Raw genomic sequence first — 13524 nt, 5'->3', positions numbered from 1 at the left:
CCTCGAAATCGTCATAGCGCTTCTCCTAGGATTACCCCTAGGACCTGCAGCGATCGCGTTCGTCAAACAAGGCGGCCCTCAACGGAGGGATACTCTCCTCCAGCGTCTTGGTCACATCCTCGCCGACCTTCGCCAGCCGTGATCCACCGCAGCAGGCGCAGGTCGTTGGAGCTTCAACGACGACGCGCTCGTGTTCGATATCGTCTGGCCAAGGCTTGCGCACCGGCCGCTTACGCGTGAAGGGACGGACGTTCTGCGTCTTCGCCGCCGCCGCCTGAGCGGCAAGCTCATCCTCGCTCGCCGTGGTTACGAGTTCCTCGAGCTCCAACTCCAACTGCTCGAGCAGCCGTGCCGAGCGCTCGGATCGCTGCCCGTGCAGTTCGCGCTTGAGCTTCTCGATCCGCAGCTCAAGATGTGCGATCAGCGCTTCGTTGCAGCTTTCACCGCATCCTAGCGTGGCCCCACTTACCCTTCCAGCCCGGTTCAATTCGGCTTCTTAACAGACGACTACTTGTCAATTTTTTTTCCAAATCAACGTGTAGTCAGACTGTTGCGGCCAAGATTGGAATGGTTGAAATTGAGCAATCTTTTCCGCAACAAACATCAAATATGTGTTTCCTCCTGTGTCGCCTATTTCGATCCTTTCACCGCATTGAAGCGGATCGGCAACCGCGTCCAGGGTTGGCGTACCATTCAGTCGCACGAGAAACGCGCCAAGCATTCTAAAGCCGTTCGATTCCGAAAATACTCGGAACATTAGATCTGGGCTGAACTGATATAATCCGTGCCCGAGGAAATCATTCGCGCTGTTGACCGACAATACCCGACCTCCCACGCGAGTGAGCTGCATAAGGTTTGCTAGAGCCACGGGTATATTGAAGATGTGCTCGAGCGAGCCACCATCGAAGACGGTATCGAAAGAACCATGCCAATTGCTAGGCACTGGGTTGTTGAAATCGTGGAGAAGGTGCGCTCCCTCATACGCTGACGCGTCGCACGACACCACTTCTGAAGCGCCAAACGATTTGAATAGATTCTCTGAATATGGTTCAGCACCGCCGATCGACCGAAAGTCGGCGCCGATCTCATGCTCGCGTACGATCGAATCGGCGATCTCTACATGACGAGGATCGAGGTAAATCCCCTGCCGTCCCAATTGAAAGGTGCGCCCGAGAGGTCCACGAAGTTGGTGGCAGTGGGCCAGAAACTTAAGCACGTAGACATCCACTCCCACCGACTAAACTCCGTCCTATTTTAGCTTTACGCCCATCCGACCGGTAATGTCGGTATAGGTCAACATTGGCCGAGGACGATTGGCAAAAAATTCGTCTACGGCTCGCCTTGCTCCATCCCACCAACCGTAATCGTCTACGATCAAGACGCCGCCCAGGCTGAGGCGCGGATAAAGCGCCTCTAGTTCAACCTTGGTGCTGGCGTACCAATCGGTGTCGAGTCGAAGTATGGCTATTTTTTCCGGAAGGTTTTCAGGCCGTGCCAAAGTCATGGTTACGTCTCCCTTGATGAGACGGATGAGGTTAGCCGGATAACCCGTACTCCGTAGGTTCTTCGTGACATCTTCGAGGGACGCGTAGCACCATTCGTTGTGAGTTTGGGTCTGATTTTTGGCCCATTCGTCTATTGCAGGTTCACCATTTCTGCCATCGACGTCATCCGGTCTTGTCATCCCAGCGAATGTGTCAAAGACCCTCAATTCGCGGCTCTCGTTCTCTATTAAAAACTGCAGGGCGGCAGCCATGCTGCTCCCTCCGCGCCACGCACCACACTCGACAAACGAGCCTTGGACTTCAGAACGAACGACGTGTTGAACGGCTTGCATTGTCGCCCAGATCCGCTCCGGAGATGTCATAGTGTAAGGTTTTACCCTCTCCAAGATCGCAATTTGCTCGTTTGAAGCTTCGATGGGACAAAACTCGCTCAAAATACACTTCCGTGCTTGGTTGCTACCGCTTGACCTTCGAGCCCGCACTATCGCCCATTTCTTCGCGATAGACTACTAGCCCGTTGGACGGAACCAACGATGCCTCTTGGTTATCACGCGGCCGTCGGCATGCTCGACGGCAAGGCCGCCGACCTTGAAGACCAGCGAACAGCCCGCGCCTCCATTCTATTCATATGCTCGATCGAGACGCAGAGTATCGCGACGGCAGTAGAAACGCGATTGCGTCCTCATCAGATATCTCAAGACCGCAAGGCAGACCAAGAGGCGGCGCGAGCCCGTTGGTTTCAATTCGGCGGCCGACGCTGTCATTTACGCCACGGCACCGGTCGCAATCCAGACCCTGACGCCACTCGCCGGAGCGATAGTCCTAGCATGGGTTCGATGCCGCCTGCTACCAAAGACCTCTGCTGCCGTCACGATGACCTATGGCCTTCGGCTTCTACTGACAAATGCTGTATCGAAGTCGGCCACGAGTCCCCCTTCGCCGCCGCAGCCTCGGCCCGATCTGGGAAGCCTCTGCTGTGTTTCCGCCGATCCGCTTTTGGTGCCACATGTCGTGCACACCGCCTCCTAACTGATTGAAGAACTTGACCTCTCGCTCCAATCCGTCGTATTGCGGTGGCCTTAGGCTAATCCAATCGCAGGAACCAGGACTGACTTGCTGGACAATCCTGGGCGCAACGCCAATACACTCATCGCAATTCAGCGCTGATTGCGAAGAGTTCAATTTGACACCCATTGGTGACGGCGCATCCAAGCGAGGTAAGGGGCGGGAAGTTGCAGGCACAAAAGCTAGACCCTTTGACCTCCGCGCGATTTTTTTCTGCCGCGGCTATTGTCATTGGTCATCTGACCGACCGATTTGGCTCGCTAGGTTTGAGCCATTTGCCGCTGAATCAGGGCGTGTCGTTTTTCTTCGTCCTCTCGGGATTTATTCTGCACTACAATTACCGCTCATTCACCTCCGTCGGCGCGGTAAAACGATTTGTCGTGGCTCGCATTGCGAGGATTTGGCCCGTTCACTTTGCCTGCTTGGTCCTGTTTTTCGTCATTCTGCCGCACGATCTCTGGTATATTCCTTGGCCGAGACCAACTCTGCTTACCCTATTGATTCCCAATCTGCTGCTCGTTCAGTCGTGGATACCGGCGAAGAGCTTCTACCTTTCGTTGAACGGTGTCTCATGGAGCATCTCAAATGAATTGTTTTTTTATCTCGCGCTTCCGCTCATCGTGACCAACCTCCGTAAGCCTCTGGCCATTTTAGGTCTTTCGGTCGGCATCGTCTTACTCTTCTGCCTCCTCGTCGAACAGAACGGAATTTCGTGCGATTTCAACGCAGGAGAAATCACAGCTTACGGACTCATCTACGCTAACCCTCTGGTCCGAATTTTCGAATTCGTCATGGGTGTTCTCGCAGCCCGTTTATTCCTCGACCGAAGAGTTAGGTTTGAGGGAACGCTCGCTGAGGTATCGGCGCTTGCCACGGTCGTGGCGTTTCTGGTCCTTTGCCCTGCGATCGCTGCGATGCCATCCTTCATCGCGTCAACTGGAAGCGCTTTCGCCTTTTGGTTCTTGAATTGCGGCGGTGTCGTCTTTTTTGCGTTGCTGATTTATTCGCTCGCAGGCAACGCTGGGGCGATCTCGCGTACGCTGTCAGCTCGATGGTTGGTCTTTCTTGGCGAAATTAGTTTCTCAATCTACATGACACACCAGATTCTAAATCGAGCTTGGGATGTCTATTTCGGGTTTCTGCGGCCGCTTCCGACAGCCGTCGAATTTGCAGTCTTCTGGTTGATACTGCTAACGATTTCGTCAGCTATGTTCCTACTGGTCGAAAACCGAGCGCGGAGACGCATAGTAGAATTCTACAATGCGCGCGGCCGGAACGTCTCGCTGTCAGGTCATGGTGCGGTCTCCTAGTCAACTTCGCTTGGATCTCCATTGAAATCTCGATAATCCGATTGGGTTATCGGGTCCGTCATCTCCCGTCCATCGCGCAAACTCGCGCTATAGAGATCGGCATATTTCTCCGCCATGTGCTCGACTGAAAACAGTGTCCGAGCTCGCTCCTTATTGCGGGAACCGATCATTTGCTTGCGCGGACCATCGTTGAGGAGAGCCACGATAAGCCGAGCCGTCTCCTCGATGGAATCGCCCAGCAGAGCCTCTGACCCAAGGATTTCCGGAAGGGCTCCCGTACGAAAGCCTCCGACCGCCAGTTGCTTCGACATAGCAAACGGCGCAACCTGCCCAAAGCTCTCGCTCCAGACCGGCGCAACAAACACCGAAAACTGATCGTACCATTCGGGCAGTTTCTCGTACGGAACGTAGCCAGTGAAGCGAAAGTTGGCCCGCACTCCCGCCTCGATCGTTCGCCGAAGATATGATTCGAGGAATGAACCACCGCCAATGATGTAAACAGCGGTCCGCGGGCGACGCTTAACGATCTCGATAAAGAGATCGATCGCATTGAGACGCAGCTTGTCTGGTTCGAGGCGATAGACCATACCGATAGCATTCTCGGCATCCAAACCGCAGTAGCGCTTCGTGAAACGCGACAGATCGATTCCCGGATGAACAACGGTCGCTTGCTCGTCTGTTACGCTCGATCCGAATTCGCGGCGGACATATTCGCTGACAAAGGCATACATCCCGATCCTGGGGTGAATCAGCGGAGCAATCGGCGTATTGACATTCTCAATGACCTTAGCATCCGGAACGGCATCGAGTGCGCTCATCACGGCGAAATACCACAAATCGTCTGTTAGCCCCCAGTAATGTACATGCACGATATCGGGTTGGATATCGGCGATCAACGGCGAGAATTTTTCTGCCTCGCTAAGCGTTAGATGATGAACCTTGAGACCAACGTGCGCGCCGGCCGGCCATAGAGCCGAAGTTAGAACCTCGTGATCGAAAACATCTGAGGTGTACTCAACGATGTCTTTGACAAGTTGCGTTGAGCCTCCAACATAAACGTTCGGAATGACATGCAAAATTTTCGGCCGCTCTTTTCCTGGTACCGGTTTTTTCTTCAACTCCACGATGTAAGGATCAACGAAGTATTTGGCATTGCCTTGACGCGAATCTTGCCAGGACCGATGCTCCTCGTCGACAACGAGCTCATATTTGTTCCGCACACGGTTCCATCTCGGCGCAAGGGTCAGTTCTTTCAGCAGATCGAATGTCTCGACCTGCTCATTCGCTGATCGAGCGGCGGAGCGCACGGCACCGCGGAGTATCCTGCGCCGAGCCGCTAGCAGAGGCCGCGCCAAAGGAAACAACGGCGCGATGCGATTGAGTGTCCGCCATCGGATCGAGTTCTGGATGATCTGCGCCGCAGCATTTGCGCTCGACAGGTCACGCTCCAGTTTATTACATTTGGCCGCCAATTCCTCGCGTACCTGAAGCGCTTCGTCGCGTTCTTTCGTCAGATTAGAGACCAGCTCAAATGTAGAATCGTACACATGCGTCGCTTCATCCCGCTCACGGGTGGTCTCAACAATTCGCTGCACCAGCGCATCACGCTCCGCACTCAGCGCAGCCATTTGCTCAAGCGCCGAATTGTGCACTTGCATGATTTCAACGCGCTCGCGGGTAGTCTCAATAACCCGCTGCAGTAGCTCATCACGCTCCCCGCTCAGTCCCGCCATTTGCTCAAGCGCAAAATTGTGCGCCTGCATGACTTCATCTCGCTCGCGGGTGGCCTCAACAGTCCGCTGTATCAACGCATCACGCTCGCTACTCAGCGTAGCTATTTGCTGAAGCGCAAGGCTGTGCGCCTGTGAAGCTGCATCCCCGTCTCGTTGCAAGCGCCTGTTTTGCTCCAGCAGCACGGTTAAATCGGGCTGGCTGCGTAGCGCGAGTTCGTATTCATCCGCGCGCTTGCTGTGGTCGTAAATTTCCAGACGGCTTTTATCGTCTTTTTGCAGAGCGTCAGTTCGGACAACGACGTAGTCGTGCCTGTTGTCAGCGTAGTACCGCCCATGAACAATCGGCAGTGTTCCCCCGCTGCAGACGCATAGCCATGCTGCTGCTTTCAATTCCGGATAGGAACCGTCAAACATTGGCTCAACTGCAACAGAGGAATTGACGGTGTTGCGACCGAATATCCCATGGCTCGATGATGTCAGAAGCGTGCCCGACGTCAATGTCTCATCAAGGATCAACTTGTTCGCGAACCGTTCGTCGATTAGGCTTCGAAACTCCTCCGCGCTGAGCTCCTTGAGGTGATAAGGGTTCTCGCCGTACCGCTTGGTAACCTCCGGGTTAGGCGTGGAGATGAACAGTAGACCGTCATCCTTTAGGATGCGCCTGAAGTTGTCGAGCAACGTGATCTGGTCCGCAGCATCGAGATGTTCGATAACCTCGAAGCAAGTAATCCGGTCAAATTGCTGATCTGTAAAACCCGCACATAGATCCGCTACTCTTTCAAAGGAAAGATTGGGTGCCTTGTGTTGCCGCCTCGCGAATTCGAGGGCTCCTTCGTTGAGGTCAACCGCGAGAACATGGTTCGCGGCTTTGCTCATCGCGGCAGCGCCATAGCCCGTGCCGCAACCGAAATCGAGGATGCGCTTTCCGCTAGAATGGCTCTTTGCAAATGCGTATCGTGGAAGATGCTCATATGCTGCCAGCTCCGACCAAGTACCAGGAACGAAGCGTTCTTGCATGAAACCGGAAAAATCGCTTCCCCGCGCCACTACTTGCAGGCCTGCGAAGGGGGAAAGCCAATCATTAGGCTCGGAGGCTTCGTCGCTGAACAGCTCAACGCTCACTCGGTCCAGCCGACGCTGCCCGGTCAATGTGACGTCGGTAAATCGCAAAGTCCCGAACAGAATTTGAAGCGACAAACCAGAAAAGAAGGTCAGATACGACGGCGGATCTCGATACTGCCAACCCACCGGATTCGCCAAAGCATCCCAAGACCGAGCGTTTGGGGTCGTCACCACTACTACCGTCTCTGGCGTGATCTGTCCGTTGGCGAAAAGCGTGTAAAAGAGCGCATACGGATCGGCAAGATGCTGGAGGACATCGAGCATCAGGACTAGATCGAATTGGTGCGGTGGGATGTCTTCTACTTTTTCTGTTATGAAGACGCCTTTTTGCCGCTCGCGGGCGACCTTCCGCGCATGCGCAGACGACTCTACGCCAAAGCATTGCCAGCCCTTCTGCCGCGCAACGGCAAGATTCGTTCCATACGCGCTGCCGATGTCGAGTATAGAAGGAACTGGACGAGTAGGACCGATATCGTCGATCAGAGCGTTCAACCAGGGCGGCGCTTCCTCAGTCCGGGGGTCATATGAAACGTACCCGCCGCGCTCACCGCCATCGAACGATTGCGCGCGGTCTTGGAACGCCCGCATCTCCTCCGCGCTTGGAGCGGGCCAGACAAAGTCCGACGCGCAAACCCCGCAGCGCCGAATAGAGTATCCGTCAACCGTGACAAAGTCATGGTTCTGGAACGTGCGGCAGATGGGGCAAGGGGTAACGTTCATAAGCAAACAACAATCCCCTTGTGGGCAGCTCCTCTTGAACCAGTAATGGTCTGAGACCTATCGGCATGTTGGCCTGTCCCAGAATCTGGACCCGTCTCCATGGGAGCTTCGACACCTAGATCGCTCCCACGAAAACCATCGAACAGGAGGCACGCTGCATCACCTCGGATAGACATGATGCCGATTCGATTCGCAGATGAGCAGACGATGCGCCATCTGCGTCCCGCGTTCGCAGTAATTTTTGATCCAACTAATTTGGATAGTTCATAGACTTTCACTTCTATCGTGCCATTCGATCGGGTGGATGATATCGCCCCAAGTAGGATATGGTAGCTTGACAGTAAAGCGAATGATCAGTTCGGTCATGGCATGACAAATTGTAAAGTCTTCATTATAGCACGCTAGGCAGGCCATGTACTCTCCGGGCCCCAAAACCAGCCCTTTCAAAACGATCGTTCCTTGCGCTGTAAGCCCGCGCCGGCGCGCGGGCCAGACGGCCTTGCTCTCGTGGCTCGTCTGGCCAATGATCCACTGGCCATCCCTGCGGTATATGCTGAGGCCGAAAACTAACCCAGGCATGTCCGCCTTGCCCTGTACTGCAAACTCAAATGTCAGGTCTTCACCGACCTGAAACACAGGCTCACCCAAATGCCGCAGGCGAAAAACCGTAAACTCTGCCGTCTCGGTCGCATGCTGTGGCAGACTTGAAGGGACAATCTCCTTCGATTTAGTGTCGTTTAATCCCATCATGAAACTATGGTATTGGTGGGTGATCGCTATAGGATCCCCGATCGCTTCCACCAGCCCCTTCTCGATCCAAATCGCGCGGTTACAGATCATTTGCAATGTGCTGAGATCGTGCGAGACGAAGAGAATGCTGACCCCCTTCGCTCGCAACTCGTTGATCCGCGCCATGCACTTGTTCCGAAAACTGATGTCACCAACACTTAGAGCTTCATCAATGATAAGGAGATCAGGATCCACGCACGTCGCGATCGCAAAAGCGATCCGCACATACATTCCGCTAGAATAGGTCTTCACAGGTTGATCGATGTATTCGCCGAGATCTGCGAAGGCCACGATATGCGGAGTTTTGTCGGCGATTTCGTCGGCAGATAATCCAAGGATTGCCGCCAGAAGACCGATGTTCTCGCGTCCCGTTAACAACGGGTTGATGCCCGTTCCAAGTTCCAGAAGCGCAGCAACACGGCCGCGCACAGTCATGCTACCTCCGCTCGGCTGAAGCGTACCTGTGATGATCTGCAGCAGCGTAGACTTGCCGGCTCCATTTCGCCCCATGATCCCGAGAGTTTCCCCTCGGCCTAGCGAAAATGAAACGTCCTGCAGTGCAAGGTGCTCATGAAAATAAGGCCGAATCGTCCCGAATAGGATTTGTTTGAACCGGTCGATTGGCTTATCGAAGAGCCGATACGCCTTGGAAACGTTACGCACCTCAAGTATCGGCAAATGTGCATCCGGAGACCTAGACGACATCGGCGAATCCTCGCCGCAATACAACGAAGGTAGCATAACCCAACCATGCGACAGCCCAAGCCACCGCCCCATAGCCGACGAGCAACAGCGGATCGGGCCACGCTCCCAGTACCAATGCATTCCTCAATGCTTCGATAGGAACGGTGACCGGATTCCAAGCAATTACGAGTCGATAGGGCTCCGGAACGCTAGAAAGAGGGAACAGAACCGGACTGAGGAACATCAGCAGGCTGACAATCGGAAAGATCGCATGACGGAGATCCGGCAAATACACGGATATCCCGGCGAAGAACCAGGCAAGTCCAGCCAACAAAACAAAAAAGGGAACGAGGATCAGTGGCAACGACAAAGCTTGGACGGCAGGTAAGCTCTCGCGAATGAGGCAGTAGCCAAGCAGCAGAACAGCAAGCGAAATAAAGAACCCAATCAAGGCGGACAGCACGATTGAAATCGGCATGACCTCCAGCGGGAACACTACGCGCTTGATGTACGAGCTGTTCTCACTGAGGATGGTGGTCGAACGGGTCACTACCTCGGAAAAAACGGAATAGACTGAAATCCCGCAAAAAAGGTTAAGCGGGAAAAGAAAGGAGCCTGCTTCGCCCCCCGACCAGCGCGAGGGTAGGATTGACGTGAATACAAAACTAAACACAGCCAGCTGGAACAGTGGCACGACCAATGCCCAAGCCGGGCCAAGAAGTGACTCGCGATAACGCGAGCGAAGGTCCTGACCGCTAAACCGCATCAGCAAATCCCAATGAAGCCAGAGCGCCATGAACGGCGCCAGAGGCCCAATATTGAGACGTCGCAATTCGGCTAATCTACTACGATTCAGCATAGGTTCCGTCACACGGATATGGCAACGCCGGCCCGCCTCGACAGGACGGCCGCATACAGTTCGCAAACATGTTGCGTCATGGTCATTGACGTCCGTTCGTATGACGTGGCTGCGGTCGCCGCCCGAACCATCCCGGGATTATCGATCAGCGCCGCGATAACGGAGCGCAAATGGTCACCATCCGATCGTCTGAACGACCATCCCGTCTTGCCCTCCTGGATAAACTCTGTCAATCCCTCCACATTTGAGACGATGACGGGCGTGTGTGAAGCTAATGCGTTGAGTAAGACCAGCGGGCTGTTTTCATACCAGGTGGAAGGAATTGCGAGCAGGTCTAGTTCGCTCATGATGTCGGCCATTCGAACAGGCTCGAACGTCCCATGAAAACTGACGTTGGAGCCGGCTGCGGTACGCAATGCGGCCATGTAGGCAAGGTCTTGGTTTTCAGGTCCATATACTTTGAGCCCCACTTTGCTGGCGGGTAGCGAACTGACTGCGGTGACTAGCAGATCGACCCCCTTGTGCGCCGCGATTTGACCAATGTAGCCTATCGTGATGGGGCTATCGCCGCTGCGCGTCGGCTTGGCCCGCCTGTCTAGATCCACGCCAAAATGACTAAGGTGGAACCTCTCAGCGGGAAAGCCTTGTTGCAAATAGGCGCCGTGCAGAAATGTCGACGGCGCAATCAGCGCATCACAGACATCGTAGGCGCTTTTTAGCACGTCTGGGCGCTTTACCAGATCGTCGACGACGTGCCGGCTGCATCCAAACGGTTCGAGCCCGATGCTCCCGGCCGCTCTTAGAACAAATCCCGCTCCTGACCATCCTAAAGGTAAGCCCGCAAGCTTTTTCGCGGTCGCATTGTTCGACGCCTTGAGAAAGCATGCAATACAATTGCTGCGCAGCGCATTAGGTCCGGCACAAAGTGAGCCGTTCGCCGCCTCCAGCTTGTTGTTGAAACAGAAACCAAAGAAATCGGTGAGCGTTGCGATGACTGGAATGTTGGCGGTGCGTGCCTCTTCCAACAGCATAGCAGTATGGTTGATTAGATGAGTGACATGTACGATGTCTGGTTTGAGGTCTGCAAGAATTTGGCGTAGGTATGGACGAGTGCTCTGCTGATAGTAGGTTTCGCTTATCCGAGAATGGGACACATAATTCTTGTCGAACGCGACGACATCGATATCGCTAAAGGCATAGCGGGTGATCGCGCTCTGGCGTTTCGGCTCTCCTTGGAACACACCGGCGACAACGGTCACATCGTGACCAAGCTGCTTCAGGTTTCTCGCAAGCTCGAGAGTATAGGTTTCCGTCCCGTAGAAATGCTCTGGGAAAAAGCAATGCACAAAAAGGGCAACCCTGAGTTTACGCAACTTCCATCTCCCGAAGCCTCGAACATGATACGATAAAGTGGATAGCTGGAGTTAATGAAGCAGGATGCGCGACCGGCTCGATGCTTTTCCGCCTCATTTTACGCTTTTCGCGCCGGATGAGGCCCGGCGCACAAGGCGGCTACAAACCGCTGCAGGCCCTCCGTAGCAGAATAGCGGGGACGCCAGCCGACCTCTGAAACTATCTTGCTGATGTCAAGCACGTTCGCCGACACGTCGAAGGTCCTCGCGGGGAGGTATTCCACCTTAGTCGATCGCCCGGCCTTGTCGCTAATGATCTTTATAAGCGAATTAAGACTGAGCCCCTCGCCTGAACCAACGTTGTAAATTGGAACATCCGCGTGCCCGCTACCGCGATGGTGCATGATAGCGGCGATGCCACCCGCTGCATCATCTACGTGAATGTAATCTCGAACCACTTCGCCGTCGCCCCATATCGATATAGTTTCGCCGGCGAGAATTTTCGTTGCGAAGACCGAGGCAGCTCCCTGCAACTTGGAGAGGTTCTGCCCCTCTCCGAACGGATTGCTGAGCCGGGCAATGCGCACGTCGATGTTATGCGTCGACCGAAACAAATCTGCGAACCGCTCTGCCGATACCTTGCCAGCTCCGTAGGCATTAATCGGGCGCAAGGGGTGTTCTTCAGGAATGGGAAGACATTCGGGATGGCCGTAGACCGTGCCGCCCGACGAGACAAATAGAAGAGGGATCGGGGGAGCGGAGCTCAGTGCTTGAAACAGAGCGACGGTGCCTACCAGATTGGTCCTAACGTCGGCGGCCGGATTACGCTGAGCAGTACTGGGAATCGTCGACCAGGCCAAATGAAAAATTCCGCTGACATCGGCGCAGACCAGATTGTCGATTGTTGAAAGGTCATCTAGATTGTAATGAAGCCATTCCCGATCAGAGCCGGCTGGACGGCTTGGGGAGGCGATCACAACTTGATGCCCAGATCGCTCGAGGTAGCGTGTCAGAGCCTGCCCCAGGAATCCCGTGCCTCCCGTAATTGCGTAACGCGCCACGTCATGTCTCCTTTAAGTTCGCCGTCAGGCGAAGGAGACGTTCAATCTCCTTCGCATAGCGGCCCATGTCGAATCGCTTCGCGGCGAGAGCACGTAACCGCTCAGCCATCCGATTACGCAAGCCGACGTTTCGAGCAAGCGCTCCGAGCGTGTCAGCGGCTGCATCGATATCATAATAAGGTACAACGAGCGTCCGGAGCAGGTCATCGTCCTCAAAGGCTTCAGCAATGCCGCTTGCCTTATCAAAGCACACCACCGGCAGGCCAGCGTGTATCGCATCGATCGCTACATTCGGCAGTGGATCGAGACGCGAAGAAAGAAACATCGCATCCGCCTCGTCGTAAATCCGCTGCAAAGCTTCGCCCCCAACCGCTGGGATGATTGTGACAATTTCTTGCAGACCGCCGCGTTCAATCTGATCCTTCAGCCACAATGATACTAATGGATCCGAGGATGGCAAGAATCCATCCCCCACCCAGAGGAACCGTGCCGGCACGCCCCACTTCTTGAGCTTTGCAGCTGCCGCGATGAATAAATCGACTCCCTTCCGAGGATGGATATAGCCACATCCAATGCAAAGGAACACATCTTCGCGCCTATTGGATTCAATCACAGCGCGCAGATCAGCACCCTGCTCATCCCGCTTTTCAGGCACCGCGCATTTTCCTTGGGCCAGAACAATGGATTTTGATGGGAGGTACGATTTTGGAGCGATAAACGACTCGCGCTGAATGCGCGACGAAAACACCAAAAGATCGGCGTTGCTCAACATTCCGCTCGATTGCTGCTGCGTTAGACTCTGAGCAAACTCGTGCACCAGGCACACGTTGGGTAGGCCAAGCGAAGACGCAGCCTCCACGGCCACCGCAGTTTCGGCGCTATTGACGAGAACGGCGTCCACAGGAAAACGACCCATTATTGGACGCAACACTTTGGTCGCAAAGACACCCGGTGATACGGAATGTATGGTGCCTGCGATAGGGCAGATCGTTTCAATTGTCCAGTTTGCGAATGTATCCAGCAATTCGCCCCCCTGAAGCAAAACACAAACAACGTTTATGTTTTTCGACAGGTGCTCGGCAAGGCTCAGTCCAACGATCGGAGCGCCGGTCCTCGTTGCCTGATGGATGCACAACACAACTGTCGGGCGACCGGCGGCAAAGATTTGACGCCCATGGTGACGGCGCAGACGCGTGGAAATGAATCTCCGCACGAGGGGCCTTAACATCGGAAAGCGTTGTACAACGCTACGTCCCGCTCGCCACCACAGCCTCAAGCTTGAAGGGTCAGCTTCACCGCTCACTGCTTGTTATCACCTATTAAG

The 13524-nt window shown here is 54.6% G+C and carries 9 protein-coding genes and 1 pseudogene; 1 reads left to right on the top strand and 9 read right to left on the bottom strand.

Translation table 11 applies throughout. The features are described from left to right. Nucleotides 1–94 precede the first annotated feature (94 nt). The 3 genes and pseudogenes from Q2M23_RS21340 to Q2M23_RS21330 form a co-directional block, all read right to left on the bottom strand. Nucleotides 95–439, bottom strand: a pseudogene (locus tag Q2M23_RS21340) (IS66 family transposase); the annotation flags it as partial. Between the two features lie 75 nt (nucleotides 440–514). Then, entirely contained in the window at nucleotides 515–1216 is a 702-nt protein-coding gene (locus Q2M23_RS21335; protein WP_316396925.1) for a hypothetical protein, read from the bottom strand. A 33-nt stretch (nucleotides 1217–1249) separates the two neighbouring features. Continuing rightward, nucleotides 1250–1867, bottom strand: a complete 618-nt coding sequence (locus Q2M23_RS21330; protein ID WP_316396930.1) for a TylF/MycF/NovP-related O-methyltransferase — start codon at nucleotides 1865–1867, stop codon at nucleotides 1250–1252. An 870-nt stretch (nucleotides 1868–2737) separates the two neighbouring features. On the opposite strand from Q2M23_RS21330, the gene Q2M23_RS21325 reads away from it, so the two are divergent. Further along, a complete protein-coding gene (locus tag Q2M23_RS21325; protein ID WP_316396924.1) occupies nucleotides 2738–3880 on the top strand; it encodes an acyltransferase in 1143 nt (380 codons plus the stop codon). Here the strand turns inward: Q2M23_RS21325 and Q2M23_RS21320 are convergent. From Q2M23_RS21320 to Q2M23_RS21295, 6 genes are all read right to left on the bottom strand, one after another. After that, the gene (locus Q2M23_RS21320; RefSeq protein ID WP_316396923.1) at nucleotides 3877–7227 is read right to left on the bottom strand and encodes a methyltransferase domain-containing protein; all 3351 of its coding nucleotides are present in this window, start codon (nucleotides 7225–7227) and stop codon (nucleotides 3877–3879) included. The two genes, Q2M23_RS21325 and Q2M23_RS21320, sit on opposite strands and share 4 nt — an antisense overlap. 492 nt (nucleotides 7228–7719) lie before the next feature. After that, complete coding sequence (locus tag Q2M23_RS21315) at nucleotides 7720–8907, bottom strand: ABC transporter ATP-binding protein (RefSeq protein WP_316396922.1); 1188 nt, start codon at nucleotides 8905–8907, stop codon at nucleotides 7720–7722. Nucleotides 8908–8938: 31 nt separating this feature from the next. Then, entirely contained in the window at nucleotides 8939–9724 is a 786-nt protein-coding gene (locus Q2M23_RS21310; protein ID WP_316396921.1) for an ABC transporter permease, read from the bottom strand. Nucleotides 9725–9795: 71 nt separating this feature from the next. Then, nucleotides 9796–11160: a glycosyltransferase family 4 protein gene (locus Q2M23_RS21305; RefSeq protein ID WP_316396920.1), complete on the bottom strand. Its 1365-nt coding sequence runs from the start codon at nucleotides 11158–11160 to the stop codon at nucleotides 9796–9798. A gap of 98 nt (nucleotides 11161–11258) precedes the next feature. Beyond that, nucleotides 11259–12200, bottom strand: coding sequence for an NAD-dependent epimerase/dehydratase family protein (locus tag Q2M23_RS21300; protein ID WP_316396919.1), 942 nt, complete (start codon nucleotides 12198–12200; stop codon nucleotides 11259–11261). A 1-nt stretch (nucleotide 12201) separates the two neighbouring features. After that, nucleotides 12202–13413, bottom strand: a complete 1212-nt coding sequence (locus Q2M23_RS21295) for a glycosyltransferase family 4 protein (RefSeq protein WP_316396918.1) — start codon at nucleotides 13411–13413, stop codon at nucleotides 12202–12204. Nucleotides 13414–13524 lie beyond the last annotated feature (111 nt).

The sequence above is a fragment of the Bradyrhizobium sp. 33ap4 genome (assembly GCF_032654765.1).
GTDB classification, from domain to species: domain Bacteria; phylum Pseudomonadota; class Alphaproteobacteria; order Rhizobiales; family Xanthobacteraceae; genus Bradyrhizobium; species Bradyrhizobium australafricanum.
Note: the sequence above shows the minus strand (reverse complement) of the source record. Positions and strands in the feature narration are given on the sequence as shown.

What these genes read in the sequence shown, in the direction of transcription:
- Q2M23_RS21330 (WP_316396930.1), bottom strand. Translation starts at nt 1,867, where the DNA reads ATGACATCTCCGGAGCGGATCTGGGCGACAATGCAAGCCGTTCAACAC.
- Q2M23_RS21310 (WP_316396921.1), bottom strand. Translation starts at nt 9,724, where the DNA reads ATGGCGCTCTGGCTTCATTGGGATTTGCTGATGCGGTTTAGCGGTCAG.